The following is a 22040-nucleotide window of genomic DNA, read 5'->3' as shown; positions in this document are numbered from 1 at the left end:
CTTCCGCCACCTCGCGGGCAGTTCGTCCGCTCTGAACCTTGGCAACTACCTCTGCTCCGATCTCTCGTTTCCGACTGTTTCTGCCCATATTTTGACCCTACTATATTTAGACTAGGTGTTCAAAATAACGGGTACCTATCATTTGGATTATCGCCGGATTTGTATATCTGTTGGCATTTGTGAGTAAACGTACCTCAAAGGTTATACCAGTGCTAAGCCAAGATGAACGGTTAAGGGTAGCAGGTTAAGTGGCAGAGCCGCTATCTGCGTAACTAGCTAATATTACAGTAATTTCTATGCCGGTGCTTGGTTTTATAGCCCCCCTTCTCCTTAGTTTTTCATCCCATTCCAACTACCTGAATCAGAGCTTTGCACGAAACTTGCATAAAATTTACTAAAACTACGAGATAGATCGGCCCTGCCGAGCCACTTTTGTCATCTATAAGGGAACGGGTTGCACTACACTGCCATCCCACTAGGTAACGAAAGCTGTTCTATGGGATTCGAGACAAAATTAGTTCAAAAGATGGGGCAGTCGTTATTGATGACCCCACAGCTCCAACAGGCTATCAAGCTTCTCCAACTAGGCCGACTTGAATACAAGGAGGCTATTGAGCGTGAGATGCTTGAAAATCCTATCCTTGAGGAAGCCAGAGAAGATTACGATCTGCGCGGGACTCCCTCTTCTGAACCAGATCCTAGGGAGCCCCTTGTCCTCTCGCCCCTTAGCCCCGCTACATCAGAGGGAGATGAGCGCTTAAGCGATGCAACTCCATCTGAACCTAAAGCTGACTGGGATGATTACATCGATACATTCACCGACTACCAGGGCTCCGCCGCTGCCAAGGGAATAAGTAGCTACGACGATCGACAACCACCAGAGATAGCTGCGGTCATCAACAAGAGCCTTGAGCAACACCTGCTAGAACAGGTCCGGCTTTATGACTTCTCAGAGCAAGATTGCATGATCGCCCAGCATATTTCCGGTAACCTGAACAAAGAGGGGTTTCTTGATTGCCCTCGCGAGGATATCGCTAGCGCATGCAACTGTATGGTTGAAGATGTCGCTGCGGTCTCTGACATCATGCGCTTCTTCGATCCGGTTGGAGCCTGTACCTCAGGCCTCAAAGAGTCGCTTCTAACACAGCTAGAGGCGATCGGTCTTGCTAATGGATTGGAATCGCGGATTATCAATAATCACATCGATAAACTTGAGAAGAGAAAGTTCGATGCTATTGCAAAAGCCGAGGAGGTCTCACTTGAGGATATAGCACGTGCGATCAACACTATTCGCTCTTTAGAGCCACGCCCTGGCGGAAGATTCTTTGATGACACCACCCGCTATGTCGTTCCCGACGCCTACGTTCAGAAGGTCGGAAATGACTGGGTAGTTATTATGAATGAAGAGGGGCTGCCTCGATTGCGGGTTAGTCCATATTACGCCGGAATGCTTAAGGGTGGAGATCCTTCTAACGCACCAAACAAGGCTTATCTAACAGAGCGACTCCGTGCAGCCTCGTGGTTGATCAAAAGCATTCAGCAAAGACAACAGACGATCTACCGCGTGACAGAAAGCATTATGAAATTTCAACGCGACTTTCTAGAACACGGCATCAATCGCATGCATCCCATTGTACTTAAAGATGTGGCCGAGGATATCGGAATGCATGAGTCGACCGTAAGTCGTGTAACGACTGAAAAATACGTTCATACTCCACAGGGAGTTTTTGAATTAAAGTTCTTCTTTACATCAGGGATCAAGACCGCCAACGGCAGCGATATCTCCTCTTCCTCGGTAAAGGAGCGCATCAAGACGCTGATAGCGGCGGAATCTTCGCAAAACCCTATTAGTGACCAATATATCGTCGAGAGCCTGAAGAATGAGAAGATTCAGATTGCCCGCAGGACAGTTGCTAAGTATCGAGAAACTCTGGGCATTCCATCGTCTTCGCAGCGCAAGCAGTGTTTTTAGGTGGTTATACGCTGTAGTAGATATGCGTAAGTGCTTTAGGCCACTTCCCCTACCTCTACGCTTTATTATCTCCTGCAAGAGCGCCAAATGGTCATGTCTATATTAAAACAGGCCGAGAATCATACAAATGGTTGTAAAATAACGGGTAGCAGGGTTGAAGCAAAGGACCTGCTACGGTTCGGTGTTTTACTCCGATTTTTCTTTACTTTATTGAGCCGCGTTGTTTACTTTGGAAGATATAGAGGATGCCATCTACCTATTGATAGATGACCTCTCCTCAATGTTTAACAGAGAAGGAGCACCGGTCTCGATATTAAGTTCAGAAGAAACGTATAGCTTAAAAACGGAGGAATTAATGAGCGACTCATCAAAGGTAATCAACGTCAGCATCGCATTTCTTAACGTTGAGGCAACTGAGGCAATCAAGCAATACGCTACCGATAAGGTACAGCACTGCGTACGTAAATTCGCTCATCAGGATACCGAGGCCCACATCGTTCTCAAAGTAGAAAAAATGCGACAGATAGCCGAGGTATCCATGCACCTTTCGGGCGCTGACTTTATAGCCAAAGAGGAAAGTGATAGTCTATACTCGTCCATAGACAAGCTCACGGACTCATTGAGTCAGCAGCTTAGAAAACACAAAGAGAAGGTTACCAAACACCATTGAGCGCCCTTGCATCGTTTGACCATATTAGTTCACTCATTATTGTGACGGGGCTATCGGGAGCTGGAAAGTCATCGGCTATGGATCTACTGGCCGACAGTGGATACTACATCGTAGATAACCTCCCGGTGCCCCTGCTCAATAATTTTCTCGCCTTTTCAAAGACTGCCGGGGCTCGCTTCTCTCATACCGCGCTACTACTCGATATAGACTCCCAGGAGAGCAGGGCTCAACTAATGCCGTTACTGCTCTCAACTACCCCGAGAGCTGCGAACCTAAAAATTATCTTTCTCGACGCCGAGACAAGAGCGATCGTACGCCGCTATAGCGAAACTCGTCGTCCTCACCCCGGTTTTGATCCGATTAAAGACAAGACCCTTGAAGATACGATCCAACGTGAGAGGGCTCGTCTGCAACCGCTCAAGGAGGCCGCCAACCTGGTTCTCGATACCTCCTCTTTGACTATTCATGACCTTAAACGTGAGCTACGGAGTTTTCTAGCCTCGCTTGGCACAGCGCAGGGGCGCAGCATGCTCGTAAATTTTCTTTCGTTTGGCTTTAAGCACGGCTCCCCTATAGATTGCGACCTACTAATTGATGTGCGCTTCCTTAAAAACCCATATTTTATCGAAGTGTTGCGCGAACAAGATGGTCGGGATGCTGGGGTGCGGGACTACGTATTTTCATCACCTGACGCCACAGAATTCGTTAATAAATATGCAGAGCTGCTAGCATTTCTGCTTCCCAGATACCAGTTTGAGGGCAAAGCTTACCTAAATATTGGGGTTGGATGTACCGGTGGAAAGCATCGTTCGGTTGCGATCGCTGAAGCATTGAGTAAGAAAATAGACTCAACCCACTATCTTACAAGCGTTAAACATAGGGATCTTACAAACGATCCTGATTAGAGGCCACCTCTAACTCCTTAAAAACTCGAATTCACCTTGTTAAAGATCCGCTCTTGATCATATTCTGATACGAAATTAATCTGCAGATAGCGTATGAGGAGACAATCCATGACATTAAGTAACTTCCTTTTTACCTCGGAATCAGTTGGGGAGGGCCATCCTGACAAAGTTGCGGATCAGTTAAGCGATGCGGTTCTTGATGAATTTCTAAAGCACGATCCAACGGCCCGCGTAGCCTGTGAGACCCTGATCAAAGACAATGTGGTTATCCTGGCCGGGGAGATTACCTCAAAGCATGTTGTAAATTACGAGAAATTAGTTCGTGCAGTTGTAAAAGATATCGGATACGACGATTCCAAACTCGGATTTGATGACCAGGGCTGCTCTGTAATGACCTTCATTAGCCAACAGTCACCGGACATCAGCATGGGTGTTAATGAGCATGAGGGACTTCATAAAGAGCAGGGGGCTGGGGATCAGGGCCTTATGTTCGGGTTTGCCTGCGACGAGACACAGGAGCTTATGCCCCTTCCGATCTCCCTTTCCCATCAGCTGATGAAGGCGCTATCGCGCGATCGTCGCACCGAGCGGGGTTCATTTTTAAAGCCCGACGCCAAGAGTCAGGTTACCGTTCAGTACAGGGATGGTCGACCTGAATCGGTTCATACCGTGGTTATTTCAACCCAACACACAGAGGAAACCTCGCTGAAGGATCTCGAAGAGTACGTTATCGAGAGGATCGTTAAGAAGGTAATTCCTGCTAAATATCTAACCAATAAGACTAAGTACCTTATTAACCCAACCGGCCGCTTCGTTATCGGCGGCCCCGTTGGAGATTGTGGCCTGACCGGAAGAAAGATCATCGTTGATACGTATGGCGGCTACAGTCGTCACGGTGGAGGAGCTTTCTCCGGCAAAGACCCATCTAAGGTTGATCGCTCGGCTGCATACGCCGCCCGCTATATTGCCAAAAACGTGGTCGCTGCTGGCCTTGCTCAGCGGTGTGAGGTGCAGGTCGCCTACGCTATCGGGGTAGCAAAACCGGTCTCGGTCTATGTTAATACATTTGGCACAGGCGTTGTGTCAGAGGATGCAATCTCAACAGCAGTGCGAGAGATCTTCGATCTTACCCCCCGTGGTATTATCAAATGCCTCGACCTGCTAAAGCCGATCTACCGTTCAACCGCCGCATACGGGCACTTCGGACGCGATCCTGGTAATGATGGAAGCTTCTCATGGGAACGAACAGATAAGGTTGCGACCCTAAAAGCTGCCCTCTCTAAATAATCAGATCTCTAAGCACTATACACGTAGAGCTGATATCATACGAGTTAAAGGTATTCTCTGGTGCCGGGGCAAGTTGCAGCGTCTTCGCTCTCGCATACATTTTATCGATGTATGCGTTGATGTCGGGCCTATTTGACTGGGCGCTCTGCTGCTCAGCACCAGGGATCGCGATAAATCGAGCACCGAGGTTGCGGGCTATTGGTGCAAGCCACTCAACGAACTGCTCTACGAAGTCTCCAGCATCAAGTCTAGTAATGTAGCTCTGCAGAGGGTTGAGACCTCTAATAATAACTACCCCATCGCCATCTTCGTTCTTGTGGTCGATCAGCAGCGCGGCTCCCGCAACTCGCGACTCTTTTCCACCCTCATTGCGCACTATAGTTACGGCAGAGATGCGGGGGAATCGATGCAAGATATTAGATTGCCGAGCCCAACAAGCGTCCGCGATCTGTCCGGATAGCTCTGCAAATATACTCCGATTGGGAATAAGCACAAAGTGGTCCCTTTCGGTATCAACCAGCCGGTTCAAGCGCATTAACTCCTCAGCAAAACTACGCACACCCAATATCTCATGCGCCCTACTACGGGCTCCTTTACTAAGTGGAGTGGTCGATAACAATTCGTCTTTGACTCGATTGGAGAGGATATTCATAAGCAACTCAACGGCGTGCTTACTCATACTCATCGCCGCGAGCTCTGAACACTCATCTCGAACGACTTGGTCTTTTAGGATCTCGCAAAATAGGATCGTGCGACTTAGAGGTGTTGTAATGGGGTGATCCTGTCGCTGCCAGGTCAATAATCGCTCGAGGATTGCGCCAACCCCGGAATCCACTATCTCATGTGATAATTCACTGCTCAGAGTAGCAAGCGCTGCGGCCTGTCGTTGCCGCCCCTGTGCACGTCGCCCGAGTGGATCTCCTAAGCGCTCCTGCGCACTGAGCGGCCTCTCAAAGCGCTCTCTCTCACGCGACAGTCCCTCTATCGCCAAGCCCAACTTTTCCTGTATGCCAGCTAGTCCCGTAATAGCAAGGGCGTTCTTAATCTCACCTTGCAACATCTCAAAACGGGCTATACTTTCCTGGGTAAATTGGAAGTCGGCAACCTGCCTCTGATCTAGACGTCGTACCTCTATACTCCCCCTCACAATGCCTGCCTTAAGAGGTGCTATATCACCGTGTATCAGCGCAAGATTAAATCGTTGCACTATCTCCTCAAGTTGCCTTGAATGCCAATGAGATTCCCTCATACGAGCAATCTGAGATAAAAGCTCTATGCCTATTGGAGTCTCATCAACAGAGCCTCTAGTATCAAGGAGCTGCTTTCGAAAATCATTGCATCGTTGCCGCAGCTGATAGATACCAATATGACCGGTTTCTAGGATTCCAAAGCGTTTCATATCTTCAGATATCGTTTTGACAGTAGATAGGCTTACATAATATGAAAAAAGTAGTGGGGTCTCGTACGGGCCAAACTCCCTGAAGAAATTCCTGATCATGCTCAAAGCCTGGCCTGTTTGTAACGACTCACAACAGCTAGTGGAGAGTAATGCTCTTGTAATCTTCCACATGTTATTGTCGCCAAACCCATCCATGTATAGGCGTTCAATCTGCGCTGCTATTTGCTTAAGATCATCGATACTCCTAATACACTCTGGCTTAAAACAGGCTCGAGATGCCACCATACTTCCATCAACTCCAACTCGCGCCGCACATTCAAATAATATTTGCGCCGCTTCGTTGTATTGGGCCGTGGGATCGCAGATATTCATTAGATCCGCTAACGCATTCAAAACTGTGGTATCTCTCGATGTATGACCTATGGAGGGCAGCAGACGCAGGAGGTTCTCCCTACCGACAGCTAACTCAGAATCGGAGCTTGCCTGCTCTCTGAGCCCACCCAAGTTATTAAGAAACGAATTACTAGCCGCCCTGGGTAATGTTTTATTGTGTTGCTTGTAAAGACACTGCAGATTTCGCAGGTTTTGAGTGGTCCATCCAAACGATTGCCCGTATAGAACGTCATACGGCGAAGGGTTTTGTGGATATGCCGAATCTCTAAGGTAAGGCTGATATGAGAAGTGTGGTGCCCACTCCCTAATCGTCTTTATCTGCTGTTCATAGACCTCGGCATTATCTTTGATGCTTGCGAATAGCTCGACGTCTTGGGGGCGAAATATATATCCATACCCCTTGAATTTTTCAAGCAGCTCACGTCCACCTTCGATCGTACAGGCGCGCAGATATCCATTAATAAACTTCCCATCTGTATTGGATGGCGCAAGATCAACGCCATTATAAAGCTCAACAGTATAGCGCAGCATGCTCCAAGCGGACAGTAACTCCGGCTCGGAAATCCCTGTTAATTGACTAAGCGCCTGCTTTACTCCTGGCGCATCGTGATTATGCTTGAGCGCATAAAATAAAACATCTCCAAAATCGTTACGATCTCGGGCAAAGTATGGAAGCCCCTGAGCTGCCATATCGCATTCCACAGCAGATTGCCGCACCGTATGCATAAGGAGAATCTGTGCAAGTCCCACCTCGCTATTAACGCGCCTTAGATGCTCATATATAAACTGGCACACCCTTGTCTTAACCTCCGCAGAGAAGTCACCCTGAAGGCATTGCTCAATCGCTCTATATGTTGTGAGGTCTGCCTTCGATAATAACTCGCGACTTTGGAATAGCGCTTGTATGCTGCCAATCGCGAAGATCTGCTGTTCCTGCCCCCCTTCAAGCAACCAGAGCGCCATTTTATCAAGACTCTTGAACAGCTCTGCTTGAACAGGATTTGCCTCGTAAGATCCATTACTCCCATGGCTCTGAGAAAGAGGTCGCCAGAAGATTTGTCTATGTTCGCAGATAATTTCAAGCGCATCCTTCAATCCAGGAACATTACAACTGTCTAGGCCCTTGATGGTCTCTGGTGAAAGATCTGCAATATAGGCCCCAAGTGGCGAGGCAAAGAAACCACTACCATGATTCACAAGGTAATACGATGCATTGCTGAACGCACTTAGCAAATTCATAACCAGCGCTTTCTCTGAGGAAAATGCTAATGCTTTTTTAGCGAACATAGCAGCCTCTGCCGTTCGTGGACTGGTGCGCATAAGGGCAGAAAGAACCTCCTGCTCAAGAAGTTTATCAAAACGGCCTACCTCTAAAGCAGAGAGCGCCCCGACCTCAATCAGGGTTTGTTGCACAGCTCGCCAGGTAGAGATATGACACTGTTCGATCAATGGCCGCTGACTTCCAAACAACTCCGCGTAAGATAGATCAAAATAATCTCCCGCAAATTGAGCGTTCATCAGACAGAGTGAAAGCATCTCCTGCACTTTTTCATATGAATAGAGATCTATCACCTGCTGAAGGGCATAGTAAAATTGAACTGGTGTGCCCTCACATGGGGCCTCCAGAGATGTAGAGAGTGCACTAGCATCACCCTTGCGCAACATGCTTATAATCAGGGGCTCAGCTCTCTTCTCAAGGTCAAGCACTACTTTCGGGTCTAATATTTCACTCGCAAGCTTAGCTCGAAGTAGCGCGCGTGCCTCTGTTGCTACACCTTCCAATATACCAGAGGCGAGTAAAATACCATCCGCGGCTTTAGATCCATAGAAGATCCTAGCCGCTCGGCACTCTGCATCTATACTACTGAGCCACTCCGATAATGATGTAATCAGATCATATCGCTTCTCGCTGATATGGTAGGAGTATGGATCAGTAAAATAGCTCTGCTGCCAATTAAAGCTCTGACTCTGTTCCTTGATGCTGCTCAGGGTAGCAAAGTGATCTGCGGCTTCTTTCAGCTCTTCTCTAAATCTGATGGCACTAAACCAGCGCGAACTGATCGCAAGTAGTTGCATTTCAGCGCCCCAAACCTCCTCCATCAGCTCCTCTCTTGAGGAAAACCCCTTCTCCTTAAGCAACATAGGCTCATACTGCGCTCTTAAAATATTAAGTTGTGTATATGAGTGATCGAGCAGTGTCACAGTAGAGCGCAGCTCCCGCTCCTGTAGAAAGATGGCTTTGGTTTGCTCTGTAAGTTCAGGCGGATTGGCTCGGTATCTATCCAAGTATTCCTTAATCGTAACGAGGCTATCCTGCATAACCTGAAGTCCGAAGGAAGCCTGTGCGGAGGAGTCTTCTATGGTCCGTTTAGTAGCGCGTATTGCACTGAGAAGCTCCTGAGTTGATGTAGGGCATACGACATCACATGAAGAAACCACAGCAAGCGGTTTCAATAGCTCTCTAAACTCGGATCGAAATGCCCGCAGTCCTGCCTCCTGCTGCAGAATCTGATCACGCAGCACGGCAATAATAGCAATAACCTCTTTCGAAACTGGTTTTAGCGCTTGGATGTGGGGCAGCTCTGCCGCACCTGCAACCTGTGCATGCTTGGGTGCTGTGGTTGGTATTGGCGCGATCTCAGGCATATTAGCTATCACTTAAATCACATGGCAACTGAGAGATAATGCTGTGCCAGTAGATCTGACACCTGCTTTTCGCACTTACTATAATATGCGGCAAAAGCGCATTAAGTCCAAAATGTTATGGCGTAATATCAATCTTTCGTAGCATATAAAAATGGCATGGTAGGCCGAGCTCTACCGGGAGTTATCTCAAATGTAACAGAGCCCCTAGAATCAATCTTGAGGGGTGCTTTATTACGAGGTCAATGGGAGGGCTTTACTCATGCACGCACTACGGTAGCAGAACACTATCGATAGTAATTACCTAAGGTATCTCCGTTATATTGATATTCCCGCAACTGCTCCGATGGATTACCAGTTGGTCCGTCGTTTCTGATCTTTTCACGGAGCGAGTCTAGCTCACGTTGACGAGCAAATAGCTCTGCGTTGTTTTTATTAATCTGCGCAACCTTACGTTCGCGAACGCCACCTTGACTGTTATTGTAGATAATCGCGCCAAGTGCGATACCTACAGGGATTCCGATCGCTGTGCCAAGTAAGGCACTAGCTGCGACGTCGCCGTTGGCGATAACCGATCCGACTATTGCACCGGTTCCCGCCCCTGCAACTGCACCAACAAGGCCATCCCTTGTTATGGAGTCGGACTGCGCACTACACCCCGAGGTAAGGATAGACACTATGGCAACTAGCGACAAAAATATTCTAGACATACTAAACCTATATATATCTCTTGCTGAATAACTACCCTGTTATGGGGGTATCTCTCTCAAACGTTGCATTTTAAACATCTTTTGAGGCCTAAGGAGATCGTTTCTGTCTTGGCAAAAAAGAAAACCTCCTGTAATATCAGTGTGATAGCTTATAATCATGCGATATATGAGAGGGGTGCGCCCTACTGCTCCCCATCATCTAACTTTTATACCGATGCCAAAAACACCACTCAGCGCTGAACAGAAACGAATGCAAGAGGATGACCGGCGCACCAAGAACTGGAAGCGCTGGGGTCCCTACCTCTCTGAGAGGCAATGGGGAACCGTACGCGAAGATTATTCTGCGCATGGTTCGGTCTGGTCGTACTTTACACACGATCAGGCGCGTAGCCGTACCTATCGTTGGGGAGAGGATGGGCTACTAGGCATCTCAGATCGGCAGTGCCGGATCTGCTTCGCCCCTGCTCTCTGGAACGGTAAAGATTCGATATTAAAGGAGCGTCTATTTGGACTCAGTGGTGCGGAGGGCAATCACGGTGAAGATGTAAAGGAGTGCTACTACTACCTCGACTCAACGCCAACACACTCGTACATGCGCGCACTCTATAAGTACCCACAACGTGAATTTCCATATGCCCAACTTGTAGATGAGAATCAGCGCCAAGGACGAAGCGAGCCAGAGTTCGAATTAATGGATACGGGCATATTTGATAATAACGAGTACTTTGATCTGTTCATAGAATATGCCAAAGCTGGCCCCAACGATATCTTGGTAAAAGTTACGGCCCATAATCGCTCCGATAAGGTTGCACCACTGCACTTCCTGCCAACCATATGGTTCCGTAATACCTGGAGTTGGGGACGCTCCGGCGAGGGATATACGATTAAGCCACGCGTATCATTGATTGATAATGACAAGTTTTTGCTGGTGCATCCGCAACTTGATCCATTCGTATTTCTCCCTGATCCAAACAATACTGCTGTCTGTCCGACCCCACTCTTTACTGAGAACGAAACAAATAAGTGGCGGCTATTTGGTGGAGAAAACGCCTCTTCGTACGTAAAAGATGCCTTCCATCGCTATGTCATCCAAGGGGAGACGCATGCTATCAATCCTACCAATTCAGGCACCAAGGCCGCGTTGTTGTACAAGACCGTGGTTCCAGCCAAGGGATCTATTGAACTCAAGTTTCGTATAAAGTCTTCACTTACCCCTCACAAAGAGCGCTTTACAAAAGACTTCGACAAGATCTTTGAAGCACGCCAAGAGGAGTGTCGTGAGTTCTATAACGAGATAGTCCCCGAGACCGCCAGCAAAGATGAGCGCGAGATACTAACCCAATCGTACAGCGGATTGCTGTGGACCAAGCAGTTCTACTACTACTCGGTAAAGGAATGGCTTGAGGGCGACCCAACACAGCCAACCCCCTCTGTACACCGTCGCAAGGCGCGCAATAATGAGTGGGAGCACCTCTATAACAGAGACGTTATCTCAGTCCCTGATAAGTGGGAGTACCCATGGTATGCGGCATGGGATCTCGCTTTCCATATGGTAGCCTTCGCACGGGTTGATCCATCCTTTGCCAAAAATCAGCTCCTGCTAATGCTTCGGGAGTGGTACATGCATCCAAACGGGCAGATCCCAGCCTATGAATTTGAATTCTCTAACGTAAACCCTCCGGTACACGCCTGGGCATGTTGGCGTGTATATCAGATGACAAAGCAGGATGGTAAAGGCGACCATAATTTTCTCAAACGCGTATTCTCTAAGCTGTTACTTAATTTTACCTGGTGGGTGAACCGAAAAGATACACGCGGCAAGAACCTCTTTACAGGGGGATTCCTTGGGCTTGATAATATTGGGGTATTTGATCGCAGTGCACCGTTACCAAAGGGGGGCTCACTGCAGCAAGCGGACGCTACCGCATGGATGGCGTTTTACTGCGGGACGATGCTTGCAATGGCGCTTGAACTAGCCGTAGAGAATGACGAATACGAAGATCTGGCTTCAAAGTTCTTTGAACACTTTATCTCAATCTCGTCGGCAATTAATCATTTCGGAGGAACAGGACTCTGGGATCAACTTGATGGTTTCTACTACGACCAGCTTGAATTAGATAATACAAATATCCCTCTGCGCGTGCGCTCACTGGTAGGAGTTATCCCACTATTTGCGGTCGAGGTTCTAGATAACAAGACGATCGATCGTCTTCCCGGCTTTAAGAAGCGGCTTGAATGGTTTGTTGCAAACCATCCAGACCTTGCCAAACAGATCGCCTATACCGATCACTCTGCGAAACTTGTTATCGGAGAGAACGGGGTGCGTGCACCTGGTAGTGTTAGGCTCCTTGCTGTCCCCTCAGCCGAGCGCCTCTCTAGAATGCTCAAGTACATCCTAGACGAGAAGGAGTTTCTCTCTCCTCACGGCATGCGCTCACTCTCTAAGATCCATGCCGAGTTCCCTTATAGGCTGACCCTAGAGAATAAAGACTACGGGATCGACTACTGCCCGGGAGATTCGAACACCGACTTCTTCGGGGGCAATTCAAATTGGCGCGGGCCGATCTGGTTTCCGATCAATGCGCTCCTGATTGAGTCACTCGATCGGTATCACCAATTCTACGGCGACAGCTTCCGGGTTGAGTGTCCAACAGGCTCGGGGGTCTTTATGAACCTCAAGCAGGTAGCCGATGAACTCTCACGACGCCTGAGCTCTATCTTTATCCCAGATCAGCAGGGCAAGCGCCCCTGCCACGGCGCAGATCTACGTTACGCCAATGACCCGCTCTGGAAAGATCTGATCCTATTCTACGAGCACTTTCACGGCGATAACGGTCGAGGAATTGGAGCAAGTCATCAAACCGGCTGGACATCGCTCGTATCATTATGTGTCGAAAGACTGGCTGCTAATTCGCAGCAAAGTGACTTGTCAGATTCTGCTACGCAAGCTTCGAAAGTACCGGCTTAGATCTAGCAACGAGATCACGCAGCACATTCATGTATGCGATAAAGGCCTCGTAGGGGCTCTCGAATGGGCTAAAATAGGAGTGCACCTGCCCATCTGGCCCACCTTTGGTGCACATATAATAGAGGTGATCTGAGGTCTGAAGTTTACGCCACGCCTCCCTGTCGCTTGCAAGGCTGCTTGCATAGATCTTTTCAAGGGCGCTGCTCTGCATCTGATTGCCACACCAAGCGCTCGTATCGCGCGCCGTATCTGCCCAGGAAGTAGTGCGGGGAAATGATAACTCTGTGCCTATTTCCGATCGCGCCGCAACCTCCGATAAGGTAGCAAAGCTCCAACCTGGCTCTGCAAGTACAGCCTCTGGCAACTCCTCAAGAAATGAAAAGATGCCGGACTCCACGTGATGATGTTCGCCGAATGTCTCATAATCTAAAAATAGTCCAACCATCTCAGTATCATCAGGTAGCTTGTGAATACGTTGTGCAAAGTTTTGTGCCGTAAGGGTGGTGCCATCTACACTTGAGCAGCTAAACCTGAACGCTATCTCATCTGATAGAGGATAATTTTTTAACAATAGAGCTGTAGAACGTCCCTGTACTCTAAAGAGCGAGTTGCAGGACCTCCAGCCAAGGATCTCATCTACCCCCTCCGCCAAAACCCCCTGAAATCCAAGCTCTGAAACGGCTGCTCCGATCGCATCACTATAGATCAACTCCGTATTTCTAAAGACCTTAGGACGGGTTCCGAACTCCTGCTCTATTAGGGCAGAATGTTCGAGCACCTGGGCGCGAAACTCCTCCGGTGAATAAAGTGCTGCCAAGGAGTGATAATAGGTCTCACCAAGGAACTCTACACATCCGGTCGCTGCCAACTCCTTGAACGAGGCGAGGGCTTCTGGGGCATGCAGCTTCATCTGCTCAATCGTGACGCCGGTGATTGAGAACGATACCTTGAATTTTACGCCGTGCTCTTTAATAAGTTTTAGCAACGTACGATTGGCTGGAAGATAGCAGCGCTCTGCCACCCGTTTCATCATTAGAGCGTTTAATGCATCATCAAAGTATGAATCAGAAACTCCGATATCAAAGTATGAGTAGCGCCTGAGTCGGTATGGCTGGTGGACTTGAAAATAAAAACAGAGGGCTGGCATCAATCTCCATGGCCTATCGGAACAACTAACTTGCGATGTCTTGGTATACTTCTATGGTTTTTAGCGCTGCTGCATCCCAGTGTAACTTCTTTACCTCTTCACGAGCCCTGTTGACCATCTCATTACGCAGCTCTTCGTGCAGCAGTGCGTTGATAATCATATCAGCTGTCCTATCAACGTCCCAGAAGTCCACCTTAAAAGCGTGATCGATAACCTCGGCAACTCCGGACTGTTTTGAGATAATAACGGGGACATTAAAGCTGATCGCTTCAAGAGCCGTCAGCCCAAACGGCTCCGATACAGAGGGCATCACGTACAGGTCAGCAACCGAAAATATCTCTTCAAGCTCTTCTCCTTGAATGAAGCCTGGAAAGAGAAAGTGACTCTCAAGCTTGAGCTGTTTTACCCTCTCCATTACCTCCGGCAACATGTCCCCACTACCCGCAAGTACGAAGAGTACATCAGGCACATGCGGAATAACGCGCAAGGCAACATCAATAAAATAGTCCGGCCCCTTCTGGTAGGTGACTCGCCCGAGAAAGAGCACTACGTTGTGCGGCCACGTTTTTTTAAGTCGGTAATCGGTTACGGCTTGGCGCGGATATATGCCGTTGTGTATGACTGAGATCTTTTGTGATGGAATCGAGTGGTGCCGCTCTAATAAACGTCGGGTATAGTGGCTAACAACGATTACCCTGTCTGCTGACTGCGCACCAAAGCGCTCGATCTGATTAATCTGCTCGTTGATAAACAGGCCACTACGATCATGCTCCAGGCTATGCACATGGACTACGAGGGGCTTGCCAGTTAATTGCGCAAGCGCCACTCCGGCTGGAAATGTCATCCAATCGTGCGCGTGGATAACATCAAACTCATCGGTCGCGATTCGGCTAATAACGTTCGCGGTAAATCGCTCAACCTCACTGAAGATGTCATCACCATAATGCCCCCCGTTTGGTGCAGGGATCTCAGGATAGAACTCCTCACGGTAGAGCGCGCTAATAAGATCGATACCGTAGACCTCTCCATCTATAAGGGCCTTGGCATGTCTGTCGCTCCCGCGCCTCTTCGATAGCTCAACCTGACTACCTGCTTCTAGAATCGCCTGCTTAAAATGGTCCGGGCTCCAGTAAGGTTTAAGAAAGGCTGGAATACGGGTAGTCGCAACTTTTGGCTTAGTTTCCTCAGCCACAGAGCAATCATAGCCGTTATCCACTGCGGGGCTTGCTACCCTACGCAGTTGATCGGTCAGTAGCATGTGATCAGCACGCTCACTTCCAAAGAGCTGTGGAACTACGAAGTGTATCGAGATCCCCTGATCTGAGAGCGCTCCAGTTAGCCCCTGACAGGCTGTGCCTAAGCCCCCTGCGATATGAGGGGGATATTCCCATCCGAGCATTAATATCTTCATGGCGGAGCGGATATAGTAAGCCTATTAAAAGTGTTGGGGATTATACGGATCACAGCTATGGAAGTCCACGTTATTACGGACGAAGTTAACTACACCAAAGAGCACTATTGAGCCCTCTTCTTAGGCTATCGCGCTTCACGGATCGTTTTAAAACGCCGTATGCAGCGCCCTTCTCTATCGCCTAAAGGTATTTTGCCTGTTGGAGAACTCCGTTCTGGATGGTATGCCCTCATCAGTGGCTAGCTTTTCAGTCTAGTGGGGAGATTATGATTATTGCAGGTGATATAGGTGGAACCAAGGCTCGTATCGGGCTCTTTGAGAGACGTTCCGGCAAGTCCGAGCTAATCCTATCTGAGCAATTTGCGAGCACGGACTTTTCTAGCCTTGAGTCGATCCTCAAACAGTTTATTGAGACACACCAGGATGCTATAACTTCAGAACTAGATGCCGCATGCTTTGGCCTTCCTGGACCGGTAGTAAATGGTCGTATTAAGGTAACTAATCTTCCTTGGGAGGTGGTGCAATCTGAGGTCGGGACTACCCTCAAACTACATAAGGTTCGATTAGTAAACGATCTAGTTGGAACTGCCGCTGCTATTCCTACGATGGACCCAAGCAGCCTTCTCCAGGTTTACCAAGGTATTGGCTCAGTTGATAGAGCTGGTTCATGTGTTGTAGTTGCGCCTGGCACCGGTATCGGGCACTCCCTTCTTCATCGCGAAGCTGGCTGGAGCGTTTTGCTGGCCTCTGAAGGGGGGCACGCCAACTTTGCGCCAACCAACGACGTAGAGATCAAATTACTTCAGTACCTACAGGCAAAGTTCTCGCACGTTAGCGTAGAGTCTGTTCTGTGTGGGCCTGGCCTTGAAAATATATACTCGTTCCTGCGTGATACTGGTCATGGCACCGAACCTGACCAGATGAGGAGCCCTGAGAACGCTACTAGGAGAGCCTCTATTATAACCGAGCTTGCTACTGACGGCTCGTCAAACTTGTGTGTTAAGACGATGCACCTATTTTGCAGCATGTTTGGAGCGCACTGCAGTAATATGGTCCTCACCTATCTGGCAACTGGTGGCGTATACTTAGGTGGCGGAATTCCACCAAAGATCGCTCAATTCCTGATGCAAGGGGCTTTCCTTGAGGGGTATTTGAAGAAGGGCAAACAGTGCGAGCGAGTCGAGGCGACCCCTGTATTTATCATTAAGGATGATCACGCCGCTCTGTACGGGGCGGCCGCTATCGCAGCAACCCTGTAAAACGGACCACCGCGCAACGAGTGGTGCTGTATGTATTAAGCCTTACTCTTACTAGCTCGCAGATTAAGCATCTCGACAAGCAGCGAGAAGCCCATTGCAAAGTAGATATATCCCTTCTCGACATGGTGGCCGAAGCCATCAATGACCAGCACAAAGCCGATCATAAGAAGAAATGTCAACGCTAGCATCTTGACCGTCGGATTTGCCTCGATGAAATGAACGATCGCCCCTGAAAAGATCAGCATAACAATAACGGCCAATATAATAGCAAGCCCCATGACCGGCAGATTATTCGTCATGCCCACCGCGGTAATAACCGAATCAAGTGAGAAGATCAGATCAATCAACACGATCTGACACACGATCCCTCTTAATGTTGGGGTCCTCTTAGGGTCATTTATATGCAGCTCGCTCTCATCCTTCATGGTCTTTTCGTGGATCTCCTTGGTCGCCTTGTAGATTAGGAAGACTCCTCCCAGGATAAGAACTATATCTCGTCCACTAAACGGTTGCTCCGCTATGGTAATAACTGGCTCGGTAAGGGATGCAAGGAGTGAGAGCGTTAGAAGGAGCAATAGTCGGGTGATGATCGCAACGGAAAGTCCAACCAACCGCGCAGTACGGCGGTCATGCTCTGGTAACCTGCCCGCTATTATGGCGATGAAAACGATGTTGTCGATCCCTAGGACGATCTCAAGTGAGGTTAGGGTCAAAAGTGCTATCAGATTAGATACGGTCAGAAGATCAAGCATACGCCTTATCTTGCACGTATATGTACTTTATAAAAGCCCCCGCCCTATAACATCTGCCTAAATCCAAGCACTGCTAACTCCAGGCGTATGCTTCAACCCGATGAATCTCCCCCTGATGTTCATGTTCGATATATTGCGGTGCTAGGTGCCAAAGCCAGCTATCTCTATTTATCAGCGCCCTTTCGGCACAGCCCTGCTTTAGAAGCTCTCCAGCAGCTCCGAAAAGCGCCACTTCAACCTCCCACTCGCTTCTTGAGGACTCGTAGATGTAATACTCAGTATCAAAAATGGCGACCGTCCTACGAGCTTTGGAGCTCCATAGTCCCTCTATATGTGCAATCTGAAGCCTACCCATCGATTCATATAGAGCCCTATATTCACCATCATTGAGCTGACCTTTCGCTTTAACGACCCGGTCACGCCAATAGAGCGGGATCTGCCCGGCAATATTAAGGGATATGATCAGATCAAAATCCTCAAGGCTCCAAGATGGAACCCCTGCTGAGAGCGCTAATAGGTATTTTTCTAACGAGTTGGATCGGAGTGCTCCTGCAAGCCCGCTACTCCATCGCTGCATAACATCGGTAACATCCTCGATGCGTGGATAGATCCTTACCTGTGGGTGATCGGCTATTACTGCACGCCATGCCGCTCGACAGGTTGGATCCGCATCAAAAAGGTGCAGCTCCTGACAGCTTGAAAGGATCTGTGAGAGATCGATATCTAGAAGCCGCCCAGCCCCTAGAACAGCAACCTTCTTAGCCGGCACGCCGTTGGCACGAATAAAGTCACGCGAACATCGCAGATGTGGTGCCCACCACTCGGCGCAGCGGGCGTACCGAGCCTCTATACCCCTCCCCATCTCAATAAAATCCCGATTGCGCAGAGCTGTAAGTATTCTCATGCCTGTAACTAGTCAGCATATTCCAGAAATATTCGCATACGGTAATGACACTCAAAAGCCCCTCAGGGGCCGATTTGCGGAGCCCGTCCAGCAGCGCAAGCTGCTGGCGCAGCAATGCGGTGGGGGTGAAAACATTAATTGGTCACAAAATCTCTCGTGCCCGATCAGGGGACGACCAATCGAATTACCTATCAAACTTCGCCGTAATCTGAGTAGCTTGAATCGCGACATTAAACTACGGTGACCAGTTACCTCATGCCTACCCTATAAGCACCTGATCTAACGTACTGGATAGGATTCAAAGCTATGGGAGATCGGCGCATTTGAATTAACCTACCGATCTAACGTATATTTCTAGCATGAACTGGGAAAACCAATACATGCAGATGGTTAAGACGAAACCTGGAATTATCGTCGCAGAGCAGGAACGTGAGATCTCTGAGCAGTCTCGTCACGAGCTACGAACTCGCCTCGCTCAGTTCAAGTGTTGCTTTGTGGAGCTCGGATCGGGCTCTGGACTTCACCTTTTAGAGCTGGCTGCCCAGAACCCTGACACCCTGTGTATCGGTCTTGAGATACGCTTTAAGCGCGCCTTTAGAACCGGGGAGAAGGCTGAGCGTGATGGGCTTACTAATGTGCTCGTTATGCGCACAAATGCGCGCCTGCTTAAGGATCTATTTGAAGTAGGAGAGGTTGCTGGATTCTTCGTAAATTATCCTGATCCGTGGGACAAGCGACGCTGGCTAAAGAATCGCCTTCTTAACACAGAGCTGCTTGCAACTATGAAGGAGCTGCTTATGCCGGGCGGAACCCTGCGTTACAAAACCGACCACCAGGAGTACTTCGCCTCAACCTCAACTCTGCTGCAAGATGGTGGATGGCGCATCGAAAAACAGACTACAGACCTGCTTGCAAGTGAGTGGACAACGAACAATATTCCAACTGAGTTTGAGTACCTCTTTAAATCTCAAAACAAACCGCTCTGCATGCTTGAGGCCCGTAGGGGCTAAGCGCCCCCACTACAACTACTTTTCCGCTCCCTTATCAGCAACTTAGCGCTGAACAGATTAAGAGTTCCACCGCATCCTAACCTATTAAGCATCGCGATCTAGCGACCTAGTAGGTACCGCACGATGATAACGCTTACAAATGTCACAAAAGCATACGGCTCCTTCGTTGCCGTAAATAACGTCTCACTACAGATCCCCTCCGGTGGAATCTTCGCATTTCTCGGGGTTAATGGCGCCGGAAAGACCACAACTATTCGCATGCTAACCGGAATTCTGCGCCCAACATCGGGTTCGATCCTGCTGGGTGGATTCGATCTTTTAACTAATCCGTTACAGGCAAAGGCGATCACCGGCTATATTCCAGACCGTCCAAACCTTTATCCGAAACTGACTGGTCGCGAGTTTCTTTATTTTATATCCGATATCTATCGTATGCCCGCAGTCCAGGCTGAGCGACGCATAGATGAAATGTTCGAGGAGTATTCACTTAGAGAGTGGCAGGATGAGCTAATTGAAAACTACTCGCACGGCATGAAGCAGCGCCTCGCTACCTGTGCAGCACTAGTACACAATCCACGCATACTGATCGTTGATGAGCCGATGGTCGGCTTAGATCCGCACGGAGCGCGTAGCCTAAAGGAGGCCTTTAAGCGCTACGCTAAAGCGGGGGTCTCGATCTTCCTCTCGACCCATTCACTTAACGTTGCCGAGGAGCTGGCGGATCACCTAGCTATTATTCATCAAGGCTCAATTCTTACGACCGGCACACTTGGTGATATTAGAGCTCTGACCGGTAATCACAGTGAGGATCTTGAGCATATGTTTCTGGAGCTGACCTCCGCTACGGCTGAGCATTAGTTAACGACCGGTTGTTGTGCAGGTTTTTAAGGTATTATGAAGGTATTCCCCCTACTCATTCGGCCATATCTGCTTGCGATCAGGAACCGCTGGCGCTCAGGTACCAGGCAATCGCTTAAGCAGAGCGGCACTCTGCTCCTTTCACTAGCGATGATGGCGGCTATCTACATCTCGACCCTCGCCGCATTACGCGAGGGAAGCACCCTCCTTAAGGGCGCCGAATTTGATCCGGTAGGCCCCCTTAGCATCCTACTTTCGAGCCTCTTTCTTATGCTTTTTCTAGCCTCAAGTATCAGCGCGATCGGCTCTCTTTTTCTCTCTAACGATCTCGACCTGTTGCTCTCCTCTCCGATCTCAAAGCATCAATTTATCCTCGGGAAAACCCTCGAGGTAGGGTTCTCAACGGGCTGGATGCTACTTATCTTCGGATTACCATCGCTACTTGCGTTTGGACAGCTCTATCAACCTGGAATCCTATTCTTTATCGTAGCTTCAACGCTCTGCATAACCTTCCTAACGTTCGCTGTGGTGCTGGGCGTATTCTGTGCGCTCCTATTTGGCACCCTCCTGCCGCCACAACGTAGCCGAGTTCTATTTCTCCTACTCTTTATCGGCTCCCTAGCGCTCTTCTTCGGCTCCCTTAATAGCCCGGCTATCGCTACTCAGAAAGTAGCTACTGGGGTGCTCCCCTCAGGTTTAATGCAGATGGGGGCGGTAGTGAGTAGCTCCTGGTCTCCAAGCTTTTACTGTTCGCGTGCCATCATAGATCTTGGCGCTGGGCACTATAAGACCGCCACTGTCACCCTACTTTCTTTGATCGGAGTTATCACAGTAACCTGGCTGATGCTTAGCGTGTTATGTTCACTATGCTACGAGCACGCCTACTCACGGGTGCGCTCACAGGGAACCCTGCTGCGGGTCAATAGCCGCGCAAGCCAACGTGCCGCTCGTTTTTGCATGCCCCTTTGCTGCCCACAAAGCCGCGCCATTATAACGAAGGAGTATAAGCTCTTCTCGCGCGATATTACGCATACAATTCAGCTCGCCATGCTTCTGGCGATCTGTTTTATCTACCTCTATAATTTCAAAGCGCTGCAAACCCCACCTAATGCACGCGAGGAGGTTGTGCAGCTCTGGCAAACGTTACTCCTACTGGTGAACATAGCGCTTAGTTTCCTGGTCATGACCTCGATCTGTTCCCGTTTTGTATTTCCCTCACTCTCGCTTGAGGGCAGCTCCTTCTGGATCCTGCAGAGCGCTCCGATCTCAATCAAGAAGATCCTGCGTGCGAAGCTCAGGAGCTGGGTTCCTCCAATCTCTATTATCAGCGGTGTGGTCTTTATCTCAGGTGCGATGGCTCTTGATGCCGATGGCCCCCTACTCCTGGCTTCCTGCGCCTCGGGGGTGATTATGTGTTATGGCTTAATCGCTCTAGCAATCGGGCTGGGGTCTCTCTTGGCCCGTTTTGAGTGGGAGTATGCCAGCCAGATCTCGACAAATATGGGGAGCTTTATCTTTATGGTGATCAGCATGCTCTTTCTTGGAATCAACCTACTCCCGATCACCTTTATGTACGGCGCATATATCATCGTGCCGGAGCTATTCCCACATCCCGACTCGCGCCTAATCGTTATTGGGATAGCGCTGATAACCCTCCTAATAATCAATAAGATTATAGCCTCTATATCTTTATCAATTGGGGCAAAGGCGCTTGCGCCGAAGTAGCGTGTTTGCGCTACGGCTATATTTTCC

Annotated in this window: 15 protein-coding genes; 9 read left to right on the top strand and 6 right to left on the bottom strand. The window is 49.0% G+C overall.

What is annotated here, in order from left to right; translation table 11 throughout:
• Positions 1-496 precede the first annotated feature (496 nt).
• From rpoN to metK, 4 genes are all read left to right on the top strand, one after another.
• On the top strand, positions 497-1972 hold the full coding sequence (gene rpoN / locus NTV65_03400; protein ID MCX6114250.1) for an RNA polymerase factor sigma-54: 1476 nt from the start codon (positions 497-499) through the stop codon (positions 1970-1972).
• Between the two features lie 229 nt (positions 1973-2201).
• Entirely contained in the window at positions 2202-2642 is a 441-nt protein-coding gene (raiA, locus tag NTV65_03395; protein MCX6114249.1) for a ribosome-associated translation inhibitor RaiA, read from the top strand.
• Positions 2639-3547: an RNase adapter RapZ gene (rapZ, locus tag NTV65_03390; protein ID MCX6114248.1), complete on the top strand. Its 909-nt coding sequence runs from the start codon at positions 2639-2641 to the stop codon at positions 3545-3547. The genes raiA and rapZ overlap by 4 nt, the downstream gene beginning before the upstream one ends.
• A gap of 108 nt (positions 3548-3655) precedes the next feature.
• Entirely contained in the window at positions 3656-4834 is a 1179-nt protein-coding gene (metK, locus tag NTV65_03385) for a methionine adenosyltransferase (protein ID MCX6114247.1), read from the top strand.
• Here metK and NTV65_03380 read toward each other — a convergent pair.
• A complete protein-coding gene (locus NTV65_03380; GenBank protein MCX6114246.1) occupies positions 4827-9272 on the bottom strand; it encodes a hypothetical protein in 4446 nt (1481 codons plus the stop codon). The genes metK and NTV65_03380 overlap by 8 nt on opposite strands.
• Positions 9273-9556: 284 nt before the next feature.
• Positions 9557-9979: a hypothetical protein gene (locus NTV65_03375; GenBank protein ID MCX6114245.1), complete on the bottom strand. Its 423-nt coding sequence runs from the start codon at positions 9977-9979 to the stop codon at positions 9557-9559.
• A gap of 214 nt (positions 9980-10193) precedes the next feature.
• Between NTV65_03375 and NTV65_03370 the strand changes: the two genes are divergently transcribed.
• On the top strand, positions 10194-12947 hold the full coding sequence (locus NTV65_03370) for a glucosidase (GenBank protein ID MCX6114244.1): 2754 nt from the start codon (positions 10194-10196) through the stop codon (positions 12945-12947).
• Here the strand turns inward: NTV65_03370 and NTV65_03365 are convergent.
• Together NTV65_03365 and NTV65_03360 are read right to left on the bottom strand one after the other, a co-directional pair.
• The gene (locus tag NTV65_03365; GenBank protein MCX6114243.1) at positions 12919-14094 is read right to left on the bottom strand and encodes a glycoside hydrolase family 57 protein; all 1176 of its coding nucleotides are present in this window, start codon (positions 14092-14094) and stop codon (positions 12919-12921) included. The two genes, NTV65_03370 and NTV65_03365, sit on opposite strands and share 29 nt — an antisense overlap.
• Positions 14095-14119: 25 nt before the next feature.
• Positions 14120-15505 (bottom strand): glycosyltransferase family 4 protein, encoded by a 1386-nt coding sequence (locus NTV65_03360; protein MCX6114242.1) that lies wholly within the window; start codon positions 15503-15505, stop codon positions 14120-14122.
• 266 nt (positions 15506-15771) lie between these two features.
• Here NTV65_03360 and glk point away from each other — a divergent pair, with 266 nt between their 5' ends.
• A complete protein-coding gene (gene glk / locus NTV65_03355; GenBank protein MCX6114241.1) occupies positions 15772-16764 on the top strand; it encodes a glucokinase in 993 nt (330 codons plus the stop codon).
• 35 nt (positions 16765-16799) lie between these two features.
• On the opposite strand, the gene NTV65_03350 is transcribed toward glk, so the two are convergent.
• Both NTV65_03350 and NTV65_03345 read right to left on the bottom strand, forming a co-directional pair.
• Entirely contained in the window at positions 16800-17516 is a 717-nt protein-coding gene (locus tag NTV65_03350) for a TerC family protein (GenBank protein ID MCX6114240.1), read from the bottom strand.
• A 73-nt stretch (positions 17517-17589) separates the two neighbouring features.
• The gene (locus NTV65_03345; GenBank protein MCX6114239.1) at positions 17590-18420 is read right to left on the bottom strand and encodes a hypothetical protein; all 831 of its coding nucleotides are present in this window, start codon (positions 18418-18420) and stop codon (positions 17590-17592) included.
• 359 nt (positions 18421-18779) lie between these two features.
• Here NTV65_03345 and trmB point away from each other — a divergent pair, with 359 nt between their 5' ends.
• The 3 genes from trmB to NTV65_03330 all read left to right on the top strand — a co-directional run bounded on the left by trmB (position 18780) and on the right by NTV65_03330 (position 22013).
• Complete coding sequence (trmB, locus tag NTV65_03340) at positions 18780-19430, top strand: tRNA (guanosine(46)-N7)-methyltransferase TrmB (GenBank protein ID MCX6114238.1); 651 nt, start codon at positions 18780-18782, stop codon at positions 19428-19430.
• Between the two features lie 123 nt (positions 19431-19553).
• Positions 19554-20288: an ABC transporter ATP-binding protein gene (locus tag NTV65_03335; protein ID MCX6114237.1), complete on the top strand. Its 735-nt coding sequence runs from the start codon at positions 19554-19556 to the stop codon at positions 20286-20288.
• Positions 20289-20324: 36 nt separating this feature from the next.
• A complete protein-coding gene (locus NTV65_03330; protein ID MCX6114236.1) occupies positions 20325-22013 on the top strand; it encodes a hypothetical protein in 1689 nt (562 codons plus the stop codon).
• Positions 22014-22040: the final 27 nt, after the last annotated feature.

The organism is Pseudomonadota bacterium, from assembly GCA_026390555.1.
GTDB lineage: Bacteria > Bdellovibrionota_C > UBA2361 > UBA2361 > OMII01 > OMII01.
Note: the sequence above shows the minus strand (reverse complement) of the source record. Positions and strands in the feature narration are given on the sequence as shown.

What these genes read in the sequence shown, in the direction of transcription:
- rpoN (MCX6114250.1), top strand. Translation starts at nt 497, where the DNA reads ATGGGATTCGAGACAAAATTAGTTCAAAAGATGGGGCAGTCGTTATTG.
- metK (MCX6114247.1), top strand. Translation starts at nt 3,656, where the DNA reads ATGACATTAAGTAACTTCCTTTTTACCTCGGAATCAGTTGGGGAGGGC.
- NTV65_03380 (MCX6114246.1), bottom strand. Translation starts at nt 9,272, where the DNA reads ATGCCTGAGATCGCGCCAATACCAACCACAGCACCCAAGCATGCACAG.
- NTV65_03375 (MCX6114245.1), bottom strand. Translation starts at nt 9,979, where the DNA reads ATGTCTAGAATATTTTTGTCGCTAGTTGCCATAGTGTCTATCCTTACC.
- NTV65_03370 (MCX6114244.1), top strand. Translation starts at nt 10,194, where the DNA reads ATGCCAAAAACACCACTCAGCGCTGAACAGAAACGAATGCAAGAGGAT.
- NTV65_03365 (MCX6114243.1), bottom strand. Translation starts at nt 14,094, where the DNA reads ATGCCAGCCCTCTGTTTTTATTTTCAAGTCCACCAGCCATACCGACTC.
- NTV65_03360 (MCX6114242.1), bottom strand. Translation starts at nt 15,505, where the DNA reads ATGAAGATATTAATGCTCGGATGGGAATATCCCCCTCATATCGCAGGG.
- glk (MCX6114241.1), top strand. Translation starts at nt 15,772, where the DNA reads ATGATTATTGCAGGTGATATAGGTGGAACCAAGGCTCGTATCGGGCTC.
- NTV65_03350 (MCX6114240.1), bottom strand. Translation starts at nt 17,516, where the DNA reads ATGCTTGATCTTCTGACCGTATCTAATCTGATAGCACTTTTGACCCTA.
- NTV65_03345 (MCX6114239.1), bottom strand. Translation starts at nt 18,420, where the DNA reads ATGAGAATACTTACAGCTCTGCGCAATCGGGATTTTATTGAGATGGGG.
- trmB (MCX6114238.1), top strand. Translation starts at nt 18,780, where the DNA reads ATGAACTGGGAAAACCAATACATGCAGATGGTTAAGACGAAACCTGGA.
- NTV65_03335 (MCX6114237.1), top strand. Translation starts at nt 19,554, where the DNA reads ATGATAACGCTTACAAATGTCACAAAAGCATACGGCTCCTTCGTTGCC.
- NTV65_03330 (MCX6114236.1), top strand. Translation starts at nt 20,325, where the DNA reads ATGAAGGTATTCCCCCTACTCATTCGGCCATATCTGCTTGCGATCAGG.